The following is an 18,132-nucleotide window of genomic DNA, read 5'->3' as shown; positions in this document are numbered from 1 at the left end:
CGCGCCCCGGTCCGTCACTACCGGGGCAGCACCACGACATACGCGGCCGGATCGCGGTCCGCCGCCGCCATCAGTGCCGTACGGACCACGGCCGCCTGCTGCTCCATCGCGTCCCGGAGCTTCTTCGGGGTGATGTAGACGACCGTGATGCCCAGGCGCTCCAGGTGCTCGCGTTTGCGGGCGTACTCGGACCACAGCGCGTCGTCGTCCTGCCGAGGGCCTTGGCGGGGCGCGCGGGTGTCGAGTTCCACCGCCACCGCCTGCTCCGGCCAGTAGGCGTCCAGGCCGCCGAGGTGGGGGCCGCCGGGCAGGCGCAGGTCGACGTTCCAGACGGGGTCGGGCAGGCCGTAGGCGTGGACCATCTCGTACAGGCGGTCCTCCGCGATCGCGCGCCCCTCGGCGAGCAGGGAGTCCACCGCGTCCACCACATGCGGGCGGCTCAGCAGCTTCGCCTGGCTCAACTCCCGCACCACCGACGCCGGTTCGCAGTGACCGCCACGGACCGCTTCCGTCAGCAGTCGGCGTACCGCGCCCGCGTCCGTCAGCTCGGCCACCGCGTCGGCCAGGGCGCGGGGGACCGGGGCCACCGGGAGGCCCGTCACCTGCTCCGGGGCGGGGAGCGCGGAGGTGCGCAGGATGCGGACACAGCCCGTGGAGCGCAGCCGGCGCAGCCGGGGGACCAGGACGTCGATCGTGTCCAGGGCGGTGAGCGGCGGCGTGGCCGAGAAGCCGTGCAGGGTCAGCGCCGCGAGCCCGGTGATCACCGCCTCCGGGTAGGCGGGGGCGTGTCCTTCGCCCGCTTCGGGCTGGGCCGGTACGCCCGGAGACCGTTCCCGCGCCGCGTACATCAGCACCGCGTGCAGGCGCTCCTCGCTGGTCGGGGGGCCGGGGTGGAGCAGGAAGACGCCGGGGAGGATCTGCTGCCAGGGTCCGCCGGGGCGGCACTGGTCGTTGATCTCGGCGGCCGGGATGCCGTGCGACTTCAGCTGCGCGGCCGTCATGACACGCCGGTGCACCTCGGAGAGATGGCGCAGGGGGCGGGGGGAGAGCGGGGGGACCGGGGTGTTGTGGTTCATGACCCGGAGGTTCCCGCGTCCCGTCCGCCGATTAACCGTTGTTACACGCTCGTCGACAAAAGCGGACAACCCGGCACTAAAGGACGGGTGTTCGGATGCCGAGTAGGCACGGAAAACCCCTGGTCCGTTCGGGTTGGACCAGGGGTTACGGCTGCTATTGCCTGAATTCCGTAACGGTCACGCAGCGCCCTGACCTTTGGCCAGAGGTCTCCTGCGGTTGACGCCGTTCAGGACGCCTCGCTCGCCCTGTCGCACGCCTGCCCCCGCAGCCCCCGCGCCAGATCGTCCCGCGCCTCCAGCACCAGACGGCGCAGGGCCGGCGCCGCGCCCGCATGGGCGGCGAGCCACGCGTCCGTCGCGTCCAAGGTGGCCTGCGACTGCTGGAGCGACGGGAACAGACCCCGGACCACATCCATCCCGATCTGGATCGACCGCTCCGACCACACCCGCTCGATGGCCGCGAAGTACTTCTCGGTGTACGGCGCGAGCAGCTCACGCTGCGACGGCTGACCGAAGCCCGCGATGGTCGCCTCCACCAGGGCGTTGGACAGCGCGTCGGACTCGACGACCTGCGCCCACGCCTGCGCCTTCACCGCCGCCGACGGCCGCGCGGCGAGGCAGCGCACCTGGTGGCGCTTGCCGGACGCGGTGTCGTCACGGGCCAGTTCGGCCGCCAGGACCGACTCGTCCACGACGCCGTGCGCGGCCAGCGGCTCCAGGAACGCCCACCGCAGCTCCTGGTCGATGTCCAGCCCCTCGATCTTCTCCGTGCCCTCCAGCAGCCCCCGCAGCAACCCCAGATCCTGGGCACCCGACGCCACCGAAGCGAAGAACCGCGCCCACGCCAGCTGCTGCTCGCTGCCCGGCTCGGCGGCCCGCAGCTCCCGCAGCGCGCCCTCGGCCAGCAGCCGTTCGCCGGCCGGACGCCACTCGGGCGTCACATAGTGGACCAGCGACGAGTTCGCCCACGCGTGCAGCATCTGCAGCACGCCGATGTCGGACTCGCGCCCCGCGAACCGCAGCACCAGATCCACGAAGTCCCGTGCCGGCAGCAGCGCGTCCCGCGTCATGTTCCACAGCGCCGACCAGCACAGGGCGCGGGCCAGCGGGTCCGTCATGTCGCCGAGAGCGGTACGCAGCGTCGCCAGCGACGTCTCGTCGAAGCGGGTCTTGCAGTACGTCAGGTCCTCGTCGTTGACCAGCACCAGCTCCGGCGCCTCCGCGCCCGCCACCTCCGCCACGACCGTGCGCGGACCGTCGACGTCCACCTCGGCCTGCGAGTACCGCTCCAGCGCGCCGTCCGCGCCCCGCCGGTACAGGCCCACCGCCACCCGGTGCGGGCGCAGCTCGGGGTGCGACTCGGCGGCCTCCTGCACGACCGCCAGCTCGTCGATCCGGCCGTCGGCGTCCAGCAGCACCTGCGGGGTCAGGGAGTTGACCCCGGCCGTCTGCAGCCAGGCCCGCGCCCACGCCCCCATGTCCCGGCCGCTGGTCTCCTCCAGCACCGACAGCAGATCACCGAGGCGCGTGTTGCCGTACGCGTGCCGCTTGAAGTAGCGCCGCGCCCCCTCCAGGAACGCGTCCTGGCCGACGTACGCCACCAGCTGCTTCAGGACCGACGCACCCTTGGCGTAGGTGATGCCGTCGAAGTTCAGCTTCGCGTCCTGCAGGTCACGGATGTCCGCCGTGATCGGGTGCGTGGAGGGCAGCTGGTCGGCGCGGTACGCCCACGCCTTGCGGCGGTTGGCGAAGGTGATCCAGGCGTCCTTGAAGCGGGTGGCGCCGACGTTCGCGAAGGTGCCCATGAAGTCCGCGAAGGACTCCTTCAGCCACAGGTCGTCCCACCACACCATGGTGACCAGGTCGCCGAACCACATGTGCGCCATCTCGTGCAGGATGACGTTGGCCCGGCCCTCGTACGACGACCGCGTCACCTTGCCGCGGAAGATGTACTCCTCCCGGAAGGTCACCATCCCCGGGTTCTCCATCGCGCCGAGGTTGTACTCGGGCACGAACGCCTGGTCGTACTTCCCGAAGGGGTACGGACAGTCGAAGTGGTCGTGGAAGAAGTCCAGGCCCTGCTTGGTGACCAGGAAGACGTCGTCGGCGTCGAAGTACGGGGCGAGGCCCTTGCGGCACATCGCCCCGAGGGGGATCTCCAGCGTCGTGCCGTCGGCGAACGTACGGGAGTAGGAATCCGTGACGTAGTGATACGGACCCGCCACGACGCAGGTGATGTACGTCGAGATCGGCTTCGTCTCCGCGAACCGCCAGATCCCGTCGGCGAGTTCACCGGCCCCGTTGCTCCACACCGTCCACCCCTCGGGCGCCCGCACCTCGAAGCGGAACGGGGCCTTGAGGTCCGGCTGCTCGAAGTTCGCGAACACGCGGCGGGAGTCGGCCGGCTCGTACTGGGTGTAGAGGTAGACCTCGCCGTCCTCGGGGTCGACGAAGCGGTGCAGGCCCTCGCCGGTGCGGGAGTAGGCGCACTGGGCGTCGACGACGAGCTCGTTGTCGGCGGCCAGGTCCTCCAGGGTGATCCGCGAGCCGTCGAAGACCTCGCTCGGATCCAGGTCCTTGCCGTTCAGGGAGACCGCCGTCACACTCGGCGCGATCAGGTCCGCGAAGCTGGTGGCGCCGGGCTCGTTGCACCGGAAGCGGATCGTGGTGACCGAACGGAAGGTGCGCGGCGCCCCGTCCCCGGAGTCTCCGTCGCCGAGGGCGGAACGCACGTCGAGGGACACGTCGTACCCGTCGACGGACAGCAGGGCGGCCCGCTCCCGGGCCTCGTCGCGGGACAGATTCTCACCGGGCACGGGTGGCACTCCCTCGGGTGGTGTTCAGTATGCGGACAGCACTGATCCTGCCATGCGCTCCTGACGGTGAGGAGCAGGGAATGGCGGGGGGACGGTGCTTGTTGCGCTTTCAAACGACGTATCCATAGGAGAGCCATGTCCGAGAGCGGGACCACCGCCACGAAGACCCCCGTCGACTTCTGGTTCGATCCGCTGTGCCCCTGGGCCTGGATGACCTCCCGGTGGGTGCTGGAAGTGGAGAAGGTCCGGGACATCGAGGTCCGCTGGCACATCATGAGCCTGGCCGTGCTGAACGAGGACAAGCTGGACGAGCTGCCCGAGGAGTACCGGGACATGCTGGCCACCAAGGCATGGAAGCCGGTACGGGTGGTGACCGCGGCCTGGCAGAAGCACGGCGCCGACATCCTCGGCCCCCTCTACACCGCGCTCGGCACCCGCATCCACAACAACGGCGAGGGCCCGACCACCGAGGCCATCGCCGGCGCCCTCGCGGACGTCGGCCTGCCCGCCGAGCTGATCGACTACGCCGACCAGGACGACTTCGAGTTCGACGCCGAGCTGCGCGCCTCCCACAAGGAGGGCATCGACAAGGTCGGCCAGGAGGTCGGCACCCCGGTCATCGCCGTGCCCGGCTCCGACGGCGAGCAGATCGCCTTCTTCGGCCCGGTCGTCACCCCGGCCCCCAAGGGCGAGGACGCCGCGAAGCTGTGGGACGGCACCCTCGCCGTGGCCTCGGTGCCGGGCTTCTACGAGATCAAGCGCACTCGGACCAAGGGGCCGGACTTCAGCAACCTGTAGGTCTCACTCGGCCTCGGTGACGGCGGCCTCCTCCTCGCGGAACTTCTCGGGGAGGAGGCCGCGGTCGCTCTTCCTGAGATGGGGGTAATACGTCAGGCAGCCCTTGGCGGTGCAGCGCCAGAGGTTGTCCACGTAGTACCGGGGATCCTTCTTCTCCTCGCGGATCGCCGCCCTCTCCTCGGCGTTCAGCTGCCGGAAGACCTCCATGCCGCCGCAGTCCGGGCAGTGCAGTGTGCGTGTCGCCATCAACTCCTCCTCGCCATCACCGCCAGATCCGGGAAGTCGGTCACCACAGCATCGACCCCGAGCCCGTAGTACAGCGCGTACTCGGCGAACGCGTCACCGAAATCGTTGGCTCCGGTACCGCGGCGGAACTCCGCCGGCAGGAACTGGTTCTCCGCCCGGAAGGTGTACGGCCCGATCCGCAGCCCCGCCGCATGCGCGTCCGCGACCAGGGACGTGCCGGCGACCGAGGACTTGTCCGGCCCGATCCAGTCCGCGTACGCGGCGATCCGCGCCAGCCCCGCCGGCGCCATCATGTCCTTGTACGTCGTCGGATCACCGGACGAGACCAGGTCGTACGGCCCACCCGTGGTCCCCAGCGCCTGCCACAGCGGCACCTTCAGCCGCTCCGCCGCGATCCGCTGCAGGCTCGTCGGCTCGAAGGACTGCACGACGCACTCACGCGGGCCGAGGCGGTTACGGCGGATCGCGGACGCCAGCTTCGGCTCCAGCGGCAGGTCGATCGAGCGGAAGTACGTCGGATGCTTGGTCTCCGGGAAGACGGCGATCGTACGGCCGTAGGCCTTGGACAGCCTGCGTGCCAGGTCCACCACCTCCTGGAAGGTGAGCACCTCCTCGCGGCCGTCGAACACGGTGTTGCGGTTGCGGACCAGCGGCAGCCGCTCCACCGCGCGCAGCGTCTTCAGCTCCGCCAGCGTGAAGTCCTCCGTGAACCAGCCGGTGACCTGCCGGCCGTCCACCGTCTTCGTGGTGCGGCGGCCGGCGAACTCCGGGTGGCGGGCCACATCCGTCGTCTGCGAGATCTCGTTCTCGTGCCGGACGACCAGGACGTGGTCCTTCGTGGGCACCAGGTCCGGTTCGATCCAGTCGGCGCCGGTCTGCACGGCGTACGTGTACGAGGCCGCCGTGTGCTCGGGACGCCAGCCGGCCGCGCCGCGATGGCCGATGACGAGCGGGCGACGCGGCCCGCCGGCCCCCTCGGCGGCCGCCGAGGGCACGGCAGCGGCAACGGGCACGGCAGCGGCCGCCGGGGTGGCGGCGGCCGCGAGCAGAAGGGATCTACGACTCGGGCGCATACAACTCCCTTTCCTCATACTGCTGTTCACGCGCGGGTCCGGGCGCGCGCTTCCCTCAGGCGGGCCAGGTGCTCCTCGTACCCCTTCGCGTAGTACGCCGCCCGCCCTTCGTCCGGCTCGACGACCGCCGTCGGCCGCGTCCACGCCTCCGCGTCCAGCGGCACCCCGTACCGCTCGGCCGCCGCCAGCACCGCGCCCCGCGCGCCCACCTCGCCCTCGACGACACGCAGAGGACGCCCCAGGACGTCGGCGAGCAGCCGCATCCAGGCCGGGCTGCGGGTACCGCCGCCGCAGACGGCCAGCGTGCCGGTCAGCCCCGCCGCCTCCAGACAGTGCCGGGCCGCGTAGCCGATGCCCTCGCAGGTCGCGCGGATCAGATCGGCGGGGGTCGACTCCAGGGAGACGCCGGTGAGTTCGGCACGCAGACGGGGTTCGACGAAGGGGGCACGTTCGCCGGAGGGCGCGAAGTACGGCAGGACACGGACGCCGTTCGCCCCGGCGGGCGTCTCGGCCAGCAGGCCGTCGACCTCGTCGTGCTGGATGTTTGTTGTTGACAGCACCCAGTCCAGCGCCGCCGTACCGACCATCGCGGGCATCGCCCGCAGCCAGTGGCCGGGGCGGTCGGTGTTGATGTACAGGCCGGCGGGTTCGCCGGTGAGGTCCAGGTCGGTGGTCGCGACCAGGCTGGCCAGACAGGTGCCGACGATGAGGAGACCGTCGCCGGGTCGCGTGACTCCCGCGCCCAGGGCGCAGGCCGGGAGGTCGTACGGGCCGTTCGCGATACGGGTGCCGGGCGGGAGGCCCCCGCCCTCGCCTTCGCCCTCGCCCGTGGCGCGGGTCCGCGCCGTTGCGATCGGGTCGCTGACCGGGGCGAGGAGGCCTCGGCGGTGGGCCAGGCCGAGCAGTTCCACGACCCGGTTGTCGTACGTCCGGGTACGGGGGTCCAGGAAGGGCATCGACGCGTCCGAGACGTCCGTGGTCGGACCTGCTCCCGTCAGGCGCTGGAACACCATGTCCTTGCAGTAGACGGCTGCGCTCGCCGCGTTCAGCGCCTTCGGCTCGTGGCTGTCCAGCCAGGCGAGGAGCGGGCCCGGACAGCCCGGGAACATGGCGCTGCCCGTGCGCCGGAACACCGTCTCGAACGTACCGTCCGCCAGCCAGCGGTCGACCAGTTCATGGGCCCGGCCGTCCATCCAGGAGGCGGCGGGGCGTACGGGGCGGCCGTCGGCGTCGACCAGCCAGACGCCGTCGCCCTGGCCGGTGAGGCCTGCCAGGTCGACTGGGTCGGGGACGCGGGCGGTCACTTCTCGCAGTACGGCTACTACCGCCCCGTACACCTCGTCCATGTCCTGCTCGACAACGCCGCCGTGCAGGGCGAGGCCCACGGGACGGGAGGCGACGGTCAGTTCGTCGCCCTCGGCGTTGAACGCGGCGGCCTTCACCGTGGACGTGCCTACATCGATGCCGACGTACATTCCCACGCACCTCTTTCGGCTCGGTCGGCTGTGCAGTGCCTTTGGCAGCTGGTGTGCCGAATGTCTGGGCTCGTACCGACGGCCCCTCAGGTCAGGCAGTGCGCTAGCGGCTCGCCCCGGGCCCAACGCCCCACCTCCGCCGCCGCGATCGCCGCCGCCTTCTCCGCCACCGCGCGGGACGCGCCGCCCAGGTGTGGCGTCAGGACGACCCGGTCGGCGAGGGCGTGCAGGCGGGAGCCGGGGGGCAGGGGCTCCTGGACGTAGGTGTCGAGGGCCGCCGCCGACACCTGCCCGCTCTCCAGCGCGTCGCACAGCGCCTCCTCGTCCAGCAGCGGGCCGCGCGCCACGTTCACCACGATCGAGCCGGGTGGCAGCAGGGCCAGTTCACGGGCGCCGATCAGGCCGCGGGTCTCGGCGGTGAGGCGGGCGTGCAGAGTGATCAGCCTTGATTCGCGGAGGAGTTGGTCCAGTGTGGGGACGCGCAGGCCGTGGATCTCGTGGTGGTGGACGTACGGGTCGTAGACCATCACCCGCGCCCCGAAGGCGCACAGCACCCGGGCCACCCGGCTGCCCACCGCCCCGTAGCCGACCAGTCCGACGGGCAGGTCCTCCAGTTCCAGGCCGCTGTGCTCGTAGGTGTAGTAGGTCGCTCCTTCCCAACTCCCCTGCCGGGCCAGCAGGTCGTGGGCCTGGGGGATGCGGCGCAGGGCCGCCAGCATGAGGCCGATGGTGAACTCGGCGGTGGCGGCGGCGTTGCGGCCGGGGGCGTAGCAGACGCGGACGTCGTGCCGCTTGGCCGCGTCCAGGTTGACGTTCACGGGGCCGCCCCGGCAGACGACGACCAGGCGGAGGTCGGGGCAGGCGGCCAGGACGCGTTCCGTCACCGGGCCCATCTGGGTGACCAGCACCTGCGCCCCGGCGAGCGCGTCGATCAGCTCGTCCTCGGCGTCGCTCGCCTCCGTCACCTCGGCCACCGGGCCGAAGGGCTGCAAGGGCCAGCCGAGGGTCAATTCATGTACGTCGGCCGTGAGTTGAGGGCTGATCGCCTCTCTGATGAGCGACGGCAGGATGAAGTGGTCGCCCGCGGCCACCACACGCACAGGGTTCCCGTTGGTCATCGCAGGGAGTCTCCCGTCTCGGCGTCGAAGACATGGGTGAGGTGAGGGTCGGCGGTGACGTGGACGAGGTCGTCGTGGGCGAGGCGCACCTCGGGGTCGGTGAGGACGACGAGGGGGCGTTCGACACCGGGCAGGGCGAGGGTCGCGATGCCCGATTCGAGGAGGGGCTCGTGGGCGACCACGCGGGCGGGGAGGCCGTCCTCGCCGGTCAGGGTCAGGTCCTCGGGGCGGATTCCGACCGTCACCTCCCGGCCGGGAGCCAACGAGACCGGCAGGGGGACGCGTGCTGTGTCCGACAGGCGGGCGTGGCCGTCGTCGGTCGTCGTGCCGGGGAGGAGATTGATCGCCGGTTCGCCGACGAAGTCCGCCACGAAGACGTTGGCCGGGCTGTCGTAGATCTCGTACGGGGTGCCGAGCTGCTGGATCACGCCGTCCTTCATCACGGCGATCCGGTCGGCGAGGGAGAGGGCCTCCTCCTGGTCGTGGGTGACCAGGATGGTGGTGTGGCCGAGGTCGCGCTGGATGCGCTTGAGTTCGCGGCGGGTGGTGTCGCGCTGGGCCGCGTCCAGGTGGGAGAGGGGCTCGTCGAGGAGGAGGACGTCGGGTTCGCGGATCAGGGCCCGGGCCAGCGACACGCGCTGCTTCTGGCCGCTGGACAGGGCTGCGGGGCGGGCGTCGAGGATGGTGGTCAAGTCGACGCGCTCGGCGATCTCCTTCACCTTGCGGTCGACATCCCCCCGGTCGGCTCGCCTTCGTGCCTTCAGGCCGAACGCCAGGTTCTCCGCCACCGTCAGCGGCGGGTAGAGGGCGTAGTTCTCGAACGCGACCCCGATGTTGCGCTGCTGGGCCGGGCGTGCGGTCACCGACCCGCCGTCGACCAGGATGTCCCCGCCGGTCACCGTCTCCAGCCCGGCGATCATCCGCAGCGTCGTCGACTTGCCGCAGCCCGACGGGCCTAGGAGGCCGAGCAGCTCGCCGGAGCGCAGGGCCAGGTCGATGCCGCGTACGGCGTCCACCGCCGGGCGGCCCCGGGCGCGGTAGGTCTTGCGCAGATCACGTAGCTCCAGCTCGGTCATCGCTGCCCTTCGTCGAGCAAACCTCATAACGGACCTTGTGCTCGTCCAGGTCCCGCAGCGCCTCCGCCGACGCCCCGTCGTCCACGAGGAGCAGGTCGAAGCGGGTCAGGGGGACCACCCGGTGCAGGGCGACCCGGGCGAGCTTGGTGTGGTCGATCAGCAGGATGTTGCGGGCGGCCGCGTCGAGCATGGCCCGCTTCACCGACACGATGTGCTGTTCCTGGTGGTAGGCGTAACCCCCGTGCACGGCCGACGTGGACGCGAAGCAGACGTCCACGCGCAGCTGCTCTATCGCCTCCACGCAGGACACGCCGAGGAAGGAGGAGTGGAGGGGGTCGTAGTCGCCGCCGAGGGCCATGAGGTGGATGCCGCGCTGGTCGGCGAGGACGTTGATCGCCTCCAGGAAGTTGGTGACGACCGTGAGAGGGGTGACCTCGCCGAGGCGCAGCCTGCGGGCTATCTCCAGGGTGGAGGTGGAGTCGTCCAGCATGATCGCCATGCCGGGCTCGATGAGCTTCAGGGCGCGGTCGGCGACGGCGGCCTTCTCCGCGCGCATGGTCTTCAGCCGGTACTGGACGTTGGACTCGAAGACGCCGGAGGGCTGGGCCGTCACCCCGCCCCGGAACTTCCTGACGATGCCCTGCCGTTCGAGCTCGTCGAGGTCCCGGTGGATGGTCATCAGGCTCACCCCGAACCGCTCGGCCAGCTCGGCGGCCGTCGCCGAACCGTCGGCGAGGACCTGCTCGGCCATGGCTGCCTGGCGGGCGGCGGGGCCGTGTTGCGGGGTGCTGTTGCTGGCGTTCATCGTGTCTCGATCCGTCGTCCTGGGCGCTCCGGCCGGTCGGCCTCGAACAGCAGCAGGTTCTCAGGCCGGACCCGCAGCCGTACCGGATCGTCGGGCCGAAGACCGGTCGCGTCGCCGCGCGGGGCGACCAGCGACACGTGCTGCTCGCCGAGCCGGACGGTCACCTCGACGGACCGGCCGAGCACCTCGGTGACGTAGACCGTGCCGGTGAGTTCGTGTCCGGGGCCGCTCTCGCCGAGGGTGAGGTCTCGGGGACGGACGCCGATCAGGACGTCGGTTCCGGGTGCCGTGTCGGCGCTGATCGGCAGGTCGACCTTGCCGTCCGCCGAGCGGAAGCCGCCGTCGGGTGTGACGGCCCCCGGCAGCAGGTTGATGCGGGGCCGTCCGAAGGCCCGGGCCACCTCCGTGTCGTAGGGGCGGTACCAGATCTCCTCGCGGGTCCCCGTCTGCACGATCCGCCCGTCCCGGATGACGCCGATCCGGTCGCCGAGGGCGAGGGCCTCGACGGAGTCGTGGGTGACGTAGAGCGTGGTCGTGTGCCGCACCGCCCCGATCGCCTTCAGCTCGGCCCGCATCTGCTGGCGCAGTTTGGCATCGAGGTGGGAGAGCGGCTCGTCGAGGAGGAAGGCGCGGGCGGGGCGGACCAGGACGCGGCCGAGGGCGACGCGCTGCCGCTGGCCGTTGGACAGCCGGCCGACGGGGCGGTCCAGCAGGCCGGAGATGCCGAGGAGTTCGGCGATCTCGCCGATCCGCTCCCGTGCCTGCGCGGCGGGGAGGCGGTGGCGTGGGGAGCGGAGCGGCGAGGCGAGGTTGTCGTAGGCCGACTTGTGCGGGTACAGGGCGTAGCTCTCGAAGCACATCGCCACACCGCGGTCGTAGGGCTCGACGCCGCGCATGTCCCTGCCGTCGAGTTCGACCGTGCCGGCGTCGGGCTGTTCGAGCCCGGCGACGGTCTTGAGGGTGGTCGTCTTGCCCGCGCCGGACGGGCCGAGCAGGCAGAAGAACTCGCCGTCGGCCACGTCCAGTTCGAGACCGTCGAGGGCCGTGGTCCTGCCGTACGTCTTCCGGATCCCGCGTAGTGCGATGGCCGTGCTCATGACTTCACCGCCCCGAACGACAGGCCCCGCACCAGATACCGCTGGATGGTGAGTGCGAGCAGCAGGGGCGGTACGACCGAGACGAGTGCCGCCGCGGCCGTGAGGTTGTACTTGGGGCGGTCGCCGCCGAGGAAGGACAGGGCGCCGACGGTCACGGTCTGGGCCTCGTTGGAGGTGAGGATGAGGGGGAAGACGAAGTTGTTCCAGGCGAAGATGAAGGCCAGCAGCGACACGGCCGCCACACCCGGCTTCACCAGCGGGAGGGCCACCCTCATGAACGCCTGCTTGCGCGTGTAGCCGTCCAGCAGCGCCGCCTGCTCCAGCTCGGGGGTGAGGTCGGCGAAGTACGACCGCATGATCCACACGATGAGGGGGAGGGTGACGAGCTGGAGTACCCACACCATGCCGACGTACGTGTCGAACAGCCCCAGCTTCTGGTACAGCACGAACAGCGGGATGATCACCGTGAGTTCGGGTGCGAAGCGGAACGACAGCAGCGTGAACATCAGGTTCTCGGAGCCCTTGAACCGCCAGCGGGCCGAGGCGTAGGCGGCAGGGAGTCCCACGAGGAGGGAGAGGGCCACCGCGCCCAGCGACACGACCAGGCTGTTGACGAAGAAGCGGACGAAGGGGATGCCCTCGCTGTCGCCGAGGACCGTGCGGTAGCCGTCGAGGGTGGGGGAGAAGGAGAAGTAGGTGGAGAAGAGTTCGTTCGTCGGCTTCAGTGAAAGGATCACCATCCAGGCGATCGGGAACAGCGCGAAGACGAAGTAGAGGATGAGGGCGGCGTCCGCCAGCCAGCCCAGCAGGCGTTTGCGCACGGTCATTTGGCAGCCACCTCCGCCGCCTTCCGCTGGATCTTCCCCAGGTGCTTCACCAGCACCATCGCGGCGAGATACACCACGGCCCACAGCACGATCGTGTAGCTGATCCCGAAGGAGTACCGCTGGAAGCGGATCGCCTCCAGATACGCCCGGATCTGCAGGACGACGGTCGAGTCGCCCGGCCCGCCCTCCGTCAGGGCGTAGATGATGTCGAACACCTTCAGCGAGTCCATGAACCGGAAGATCACCGCGACGAGGACGTACGGCCACAGCATCGGCAGCGTCAGCCGCCGGAAGGTGTACCACCAGCCCGCCCCGTCGACGGCCGCCGCCTCGAAGGGGGAGGTGGGGAGGGACCGCAGACCGGCCAGCGCGAGGATCGCCACGAACGGCGTGTAGACCCACACGTCCACGGCGATCGACGACAGCAGCGCACCCGTGGGGGTGTCCGTCCACTGCACGCCCCCCAGCCCGAAGGGCCGGAGGAGATGGTTGACCACCCCCACCGACGGCTGGAGCATCAGCTTCCAGATGATCGCCGCGATCACCGGCGCGATCATCAGCGGCAGGATCAGGATCTTCTCCAGCACCCGCCCGACGATCGTCGACCGGTGCAGCAGCAGCCCGACGGCCACGCCCAGCACCGTCTCCACGGCGGCGGCCCCGACCGCGTACAGCACGGTCACCCACGCCGAGTTCCAGAAGGCCTCCTGCGTGAAGACGGTCTCGTAGTTCTCGAACCGCACCATGTCCGGCTGCGGTTTGCTCGCCGAGAAGTCGAAGAGGGTGTAGTACAGGCCGAGCCCGAAGGGGTAGAGGATCCCGCAGGTCAGCAGCAGGGCGGGGACGATCAGGACGTACGGGCGAAGGGCGAGCCGCCATCCCATCGGGCTAGCCCACCTTGTCGGCGAGGTCGCCCGCCAGCCCGTCCAGGACCGACTTGGCGCCCTTGCCGCCGTAGATCTCCTGGAGGGCGGAGGCCCAGCTGGTGGTCGCGTCGAAGAACTGCGCCTGCGGGGTGAACTGGATCTTCGTCTGGTCGACGACCGTCTCGAAGGTCTCGATGAAGCCGGGGAGGTTCTTCATCTTGTTCCTGTAGGCGGAGGCGTCGGCGATCGATTTCCGCACCGGGTCGATGTGGTTGTGCGTGATCGCGCTCTTGAGCAGGTGCTCCTTGCCGGTCGCCCACTGCAGGAACAGCCAACTGGCGCTCTTTTTCTTGCTCTTGGCGTTCATGCCGAGCGACCAGATCCACATGTTGGTGGCGAGGGACCCGTCCGGCCCCTTCGGGCCGGGGTGGAAGGCGATCTTCCCGGAGGCGGGGCTGGCGCCCTCGACCGCCTGGAAGTAGGCCGCGGTGTCCGCGTCGAACAGCATCCCGGCCTTCTTCGCGCCGAGGTCGCTGGAGCACTGGTACCAGGTGTACGACGTCCAGGACGGCGGCCCGCCCTGCTTGACCATGCCGGCCCAGTCCTCGGTGAAGGCGATGGCCTCCGGGGTGTTCATGGCGGGTGTGAGCTTCCCGTCGGTGACGGTGAAGTCGCGCAGTCCGTTGCGGGCGTACATGGTCATGAAGCCGGGGTGGATGGTGGCCCAGCTGCGGGAGCCGCGTACGGCGATCCCGTACATGCCGTCGAAGCCGGCACCGGGGGCTTTCTGTTTGATCGTCCGGGCGACGTCGCGCAGCTCGTCGAAGGTCTCCGCGGGCTTCAGCCCGAGCCGCTTGAAGACATCCGTGTTGTAGGCGACGACGTTCGTCTCCCAGCCCCACGGCAGCGCGTACTGCCCGCCCTGCCCGAGCGGTGCGCCCGCCTTGAGGGACCACTGGTCGGCCTGGAGGAGGTTCGGGAAGAAGTCGGCCTGGTCCCATTCGGCGCCGGTGGCCGAGGAGTTGCGCATCCAGGGGCCGAGGTCTTCGAGCCAGCCGGGCGGGCCGTACTGCCAGACCATGTAGGCGCCCAGCATGAAGACGTCGTAGGAGGCACGTCCGCTGGACAGGTCGACGGTGAGCTTGTCGAAGTAGTTGTCCTCGGGGAAGACGTCGTACTCGACCTTGATGCCGGTCTTCTCGGTGAAGGACTTCAGGTCGGCGACCAGCGCGTCCGTGTACGGGTGCTTGTTCAGCAGCGCCTTGACCGTCGTGCCCTTCTCCCGCTTCCAGTCGAAGGAGCCGGTGACGTCGTCCGCCGCCGAGCCGTTGCTCTTGTCGTCGTCACCGCCGAACCCGGCACCGCAGGCCGCGAGCAGCGGGGTCGCGGCGGCCGCGGCGGCGAGGGCGAGGAAGCGGCGGCGGTCGTGCACGTGCGTGTCCATCCGTGACCTCCACGTGGGGTTCGGCCAAGGTGCTCGGTTAACACGGCGAGTCGACTCGTTAACAGAGGGTGGAACGGCGGAAGTTGGCCGTCAATCCCTCGCGCACGTGAAAATCTCAGTGCAGAGTGAGAAGTTCACGGATCGGATCGCGATATGCGGGAGGTTCCGGATGGCGGATGAGCGTCTCGTGGGTGCGGCCTGGCTCGGGATCGACCTGGGCACGCAGAGTGTCCGCGTGCTGTTGGTGACGGGCGACGGCACGGTTCTCGGCAGCGGCTCGGCCCCGCTGGCCGGGCGGCGGGACGGGGTGCGGCACGAGCAGGATCCGGCGGAGTGGTGGGACGCGCTCTGCGTGGCGTCCCGGGCCGCGCTGCACGGGCGTTCGCGGGTGCCGGTCGGCGGGCTCGCGGTGTGCGGGACGTCCGGGACCGTGCTGCTGACGGACGGGGCGGGCCGGCCGATGAGCCCCGCGCTGATGTACGACGACGGCCGGGCGACGGCGGAGGCGGCGCGGGCGCGGATGGCGGGCCTCGCGGTGCAGGACACCTGGGCACTGCCCAAGGCCCTGTGGCTGACCGAGGCCTACGGGCAGGGGCGGATCACCCACCAGCCGGACCTCATCGTGTCCCTCCTCACCGGCGAGCTGCCTCCGGCCGACTCCAGCCACGCCCTCAAGACCGGCTACGACCTGGAGAGCGACGCCTGGCCGTCGATGCTCCCCCGGCTGGGCCTGCCCGACACGGCGGTCCCCGAGGTCGTACCTCCCGGCAGCCGGCTCGGCGAGGTCTCCCCGACCGCCGCCGAGGCCACCGGCATTCCCGCCGGCACCCCCGTCATCGCCGGGATGACCGACGGCTGCGCGGCCCAGATCGCCTCCGCCGCCCTGCGCCCCGGCTCCTGGAACTCGGTGCTCGGCACCACGCTGGTCCTCAAGGGGGCGTCCCCGACCCCGGTCCGGGACCCGACCGGCGTGGTCTACAACCACCGGGCGCCGGACGGGAGCTGGCTGCCGGGCGGTGCGTCCAGCGTGGGCGCGGGCGTGCTGACGGCGGCGTTCGCGGGTGCCGATCCGGCGGCCATGGACGAGCTGGCCGCCGCGTACGAACCGTCCGGCGCGATCGCGTACCCCCTCGTCTCCCCCGGCGAGCGCTTCCCGTTCCTGGCCCCGGACGCCTCCGCGCTCCTGCTGGGCGAACCGGAGTCGGACGCCGACCTGTGGGCCGCGCTCCTCCAGGGCGTCGCCTTCACGGAACGCCTGTGCCTGGACTACCTGCACCACCTCGGCGCCCCCCTCGACGGCCCCCTCACCTTCACGGGCGGCGCCGCCCGCAGCCCGTACTGGAACCAACTGCGCACCGACATCCTGGGCCGCCCGGCGCGGGTACCGCAGCAGACGGAACCGGCCCTGGGGATGGCGGCGTTGGCGGCGTACGGTGCGGGCGCGGCACCCCGCCTGGCGGACGCCGCGGAGGGGATGGTCCGCATCGGCACGACCGTCGACCCCCGCCCCGACCGCACCACCCGCTTCGCCGAGCCGTACGCCCGCCTGATCGACGAACTGGCGACCCGGGGCTGGCTCCCGCCCCCGGTGGCGGCGCACGCGCACGCGCGCCTGGACATGGATACTTCGGCTTCATGAACCACCTCCGCCGCGGGCCCCGGCAGGCTCAGCCCACGAGCTCGGGGCCTTGGGTTCGATGGCGGGTGTGGGTGTCATGGGGCTGATCGCGCAGTTCCCCGCGCCCCCAGGGCGTTGCAGCGCCGTCGGCTGTTCAGCTCGCGCAGCCTGCGGGCAGTCGTGCCGCTGGGGCGGCTCCCGACCCAAAGAGGGCGGCACCCCGGCAGCGCGGGTGAGCTCCCCACCCCACGGCAACCCCCACGCCGGGCACCAGACCAATGACCCAGCACCGCAGACAACCCTCATCCCACCGGACCGGACCACACATGACCACTGGCACGACCCTCCTCCTGGCCCGCCACGGCCAGACCGTCTGGCACGCCGAGAACCGCTACGCCGGCGTCAGCGACGTGCCCCTCACCGACACGGGCCGCGCCCAGGCCGAGGCCCTCGGGCGCTGGGCCGCCGCCCACCCGGTGGACGCGATCTGGACCTCGCCCCTGTCCCGTGCCGTGGCCACCGCCGAACCCGCCTGCCGGGCCCTCGGCCTCACCCCGCGCCGCGAACCCGGCCTGCGCGAATGCGACTTCGGTGTGCTGGAGGGCCGTACGCTCGCGGAGTTCGCGGCCGAGGACCCGGCCGCCGCGGAGGCGTTCCGCACCGACCCGGTGGCCCACCCGTTCCCGCGGGCGGAGGACCCTGCCGCCGCCGCCGAACGCGGCACCGCCGCCCTGCGCCGCATCGCCGCGGCCCACCCCGGCGAGCGCGTACTCGTCGTCGCCCACAACACCCTGTTCCGGCTGGTGCTGTGCACCCTGTTGTCGATCCCGGCCCGGGAGTACCGCAGAGTGTTCCCGAGGTTGCGCAACGTGGCGATCAGCGAACTCCGCATGAACACCGACGGATCCGCCGCACTTCTCTCCCTCAATGTGCCCTGCGCGCCCGAAGTGCCGTAGCACCATGGGGGCATGACGGAGATCGACACCTCGGTACCGCACTCGGCCCGCATCTGGAACTACTGGCTGGGCGGCAAGGACAACTACCCCGTGGACGAGGCGGCCGGCGACGCCTACACCGCCGTCTTCCCGGGCATCGTCACCATCGCCCGCAGCAGCCGTGCCTTCCTGGGCCGCAGCATCCGGTACCTGGTCGCGGAGGCGGGCGTACGCCAGTTCCTCGACGTCGGCACCGGGCTCCCGACCGTCGACAACACGCACGAGGTGGCCCAGCGCCTCGCCCCCGAGTCGAGGATCGTCTACGTCGACAACGACCCGCTGGTCCTGGCCCACGCCCGCGCCCTGCTGACGTCGACCCCGGAGGGTGTCACGGCGTACGAGGACCTCTCCCTCTACGAGCCGGACAAGATCCTGGCGGCGGCTGCGAAAACGCTCGACCTCACCCGGCCCACCGCCCTGATCCTCAGCGGCATCCTCGGCCACGTCGCCGACTACGACCAGGCCCGCGACCTCGTCCGCGGCCTGCTGGCCGGCCTGCCCTCCGGCAGCTACCTCTCCCTCAACGAGGGCTCCCGCGGCACCGACCCGGCCTACGAGCAGGCCCAGGACGCCTACAACGAGACCGGCGCCGTCCCGTACTTCCTGCGCCCGGTCGACCAGATCGCCGCGTTCTTCGAGGGCCTGGACCTGGTGGAGCCCGGCATCGTCTCCGTCCCCCTGTGGCGCCCCGAGCCGGGCGACGAGGCGCCGCAGCCCATCGGCCAGCACGGCGGGGTGGGCCGCAAACCCTGACGCCCGCCCACTCGCCCGGCAACGGGAAGCCCCCGCGAGTCACGTCCTC

At 71.1% G+C, this 18,132-nt stretch carries 16 protein-coding genes; 4 read left to right on the top strand and 12 right to left on the bottom strand.

Annotation, left to right across the window (positions count from 1 at the left end; translation table 11 throughout):
- Positions 1–17: 17 nt before the first annotated feature.
- Both ACQEV2_RS14530 and pepN read right to left on the bottom strand, forming a co-directional pair.
- On the bottom strand, positions 18–1,076 hold the full coding sequence (locus ACQEV2_RS14530; RefSeq protein WP_433040136.1) for a hypothetical protein: 1,059 nt from the start codon (positions 1,074–1,076) through the stop codon (positions 18–20).
- 227 nt (positions 1,077–1,303) lie between these two features.
- Positions 1,304–3,892 carry an aminopeptidase N gene (pepN, locus tag ACQEV2_RS14525; RefSeq protein WP_433040133.1) on the bottom strand — a complete coding sequence of 863 codons (2,589 nt, stop codon included), beginning with the start codon at positions 3,890–3,892 and terminating at the stop codon, positions 1,304–1,306.
- Between the two features lie 135 nt (positions 3,893–4,027).
- On the opposite strand from pepN, the gene ACQEV2_RS14520 reads away from it, so the two are divergent.
- Positions 4,028–4,690 (top strand): mycothiol-dependent nitroreductase Rv2466c family protein, encoded by a 663-nt coding sequence (locus tag ACQEV2_RS14520; RefSeq protein WP_433040130.1) that lies wholly within the window; start codon positions 4,028–4,030, stop codon positions 4,688–4,690.
- Between the two features lie 3 nt (positions 4,691–4,693).
- Here the strand turns inward: ACQEV2_RS14520 and ACQEV2_RS14515 are convergent, their stop codons facing one another.
- The 10 genes from ACQEV2_RS14515 to ACQEV2_RS14470 all read right to left on the bottom strand — a co-directional run bounded on the left by ACQEV2_RS14515 (position 4,694) and on the right by ACQEV2_RS14470 (position 14,717).
- A complete protein-coding gene (locus ACQEV2_RS14515; protein ID WP_433040127.1) occupies positions 4,694–4,936 on the bottom strand; it encodes a hypothetical protein in 243 nt (80 codons plus the stop codon).
- Positions 4,936–6,009 (bottom strand): glycerophosphodiester phosphodiesterase family protein, encoded by a 1,074-nt coding sequence (locus ACQEV2_RS14510; protein WP_433040124.1) that lies wholly within the window; start codon positions 6,007–6,009, stop codon positions 4,936–4,938. Before ACQEV2_RS14510 ends, ACQEV2_RS14515 begins: the two co-directional genes overlap by 1 nt.
- Positions 6,010–6,035: 26 nt before the next feature.
- Complete coding sequence (locus ACQEV2_RS14505) at positions 6,036–7,484, bottom strand: FGGY family carbohydrate kinase (RefSeq protein ID WP_433040121.1); 1,449 nt, start codon at positions 7,482–7,484, stop codon at positions 6,036–6,038.
- 86 nt (positions 7,485–7,570) lie between these two features.
- Positions 7,571–8,602 (bottom strand): 2-hydroxyacid dehydrogenase, encoded by a 1,032-nt coding sequence (locus tag ACQEV2_RS14500; protein WP_433040118.1) that lies wholly within the window; start codon positions 8,600–8,602, stop codon positions 7,571–7,573.
- Positions 8,599–9,678 carry an ABC transporter ATP-binding protein gene (locus ACQEV2_RS14495; RefSeq protein ID WP_433040115.1) on the bottom strand — a complete coding sequence of 360 codons (1,080 nt, stop codon included), beginning with the start codon at positions 9,676–9,678 and terminating at the stop codon, positions 8,599–8,601. Before ACQEV2_RS14495 ends, ACQEV2_RS14500 begins: the two co-directional genes overlap by 4 nt.
- Positions 9,656–10,483, bottom strand: coding sequence for a DeoR/GlpR family DNA-binding transcription regulator (locus ACQEV2_RS14490; protein WP_433040112.1), 828 nt, complete (start codon positions 10,481–10,483; stop codon positions 9,656–9,658). Before ACQEV2_RS14490 ends, ACQEV2_RS14495 begins: the two co-directional genes overlap by 23 nt.
- The gene (locus tag ACQEV2_RS14485; protein ID WP_433040109.1) at positions 10,480–11,580 is read right to left on the bottom strand and encodes an ABC transporter ATP-binding protein; all 1,101 of its coding nucleotides are present in this window, start codon (positions 11,578–11,580) and stop codon (positions 10,480–10,482) included. The genes ACQEV2_RS14490 and ACQEV2_RS14485 overlap by 4 nt, the downstream gene beginning before the upstream one ends.
- Positions 11,577–12,407, bottom strand: a complete 831-nt coding sequence (locus tag ACQEV2_RS14480) for a carbohydrate ABC transporter permease (protein ID WP_433040106.1) — start codon at positions 12,405–12,407, stop codon at positions 11,577–11,579. The genes ACQEV2_RS14485 and ACQEV2_RS14480 overlap by 4 nt, the downstream gene beginning before the upstream one ends.
- Entirely contained in the window at positions 12,404–13,291 is an 888-nt protein-coding gene (locus ACQEV2_RS14475) for a carbohydrate ABC transporter permease (RefSeq protein ID WP_433040103.1), read from the bottom strand. The genes ACQEV2_RS14480 and ACQEV2_RS14475 overlap by 4 nt, the downstream gene beginning before the upstream one ends.
- A gap of 4 nt (positions 13,292–13,295) precedes the next feature.
- The gene (locus ACQEV2_RS14470; RefSeq protein WP_433040100.1) at positions 13,296–14,717 is read right to left on the bottom strand and encodes an ABC transporter substrate-binding protein; all 1,422 of its coding nucleotides are present in this window, start codon (positions 14,715–14,717) and stop codon (positions 13,296–13,298) included.
- A 169-nt stretch (positions 14,718–14,886) separates the two neighbouring features.
- Between ACQEV2_RS14470 and ACQEV2_RS14465 the strand changes: the two genes are divergently transcribed.
- The 3 genes from ACQEV2_RS14465 (at position 14,887) to ACQEV2_RS14455 (ending at position 18,083) form a co-directional block, all read left to right on the top strand.
- Positions 14,887–16,356: an FGGY-family carbohydrate kinase gene (locus tag ACQEV2_RS14465; protein ID WP_433040097.1), complete on the top strand. Its 1,470-nt coding sequence runs from the start codon at positions 14,887–14,889 to the stop codon at positions 16,354–16,356.
- A 305-nt stretch (positions 16,357–16,661) separates the two neighbouring features.
- Positions 16,662–17,291 (top strand): histidine phosphatase family protein, encoded by a 630-nt coding sequence (locus ACQEV2_RS14460; RefSeq protein WP_433040094.1) that lies wholly within the window; start codon positions 16,662–16,664, stop codon positions 17,289–17,291.
- Positions 17,292–17,303: 12 nt separating this feature from the next.
- The gene (locus tag ACQEV2_RS14455; RefSeq protein WP_433040091.1) at positions 17,304–18,083 is read left to right on the top strand and encodes an SAM-dependent methyltransferase; all 780 of its coding nucleotides are present in this window, start codon (positions 17,304–17,306) and stop codon (positions 18,081–18,083) included.
- Positions 18,084–18,132: the final 49 nt, after the last annotated feature.

The organism is Streptomyces sp. CA-251387 (genome assembly GCF_050936625.1).
GTDB lineage: Bacteria > Actinomycetota > Actinomycetes > Streptomycetales > Streptomycetaceae > Streptomyces.
The sequence above is the reverse complement of the archived record's forward strand: the minus strand, read 5'-3'. Positions and strand labels throughout refer to the sequence as shown.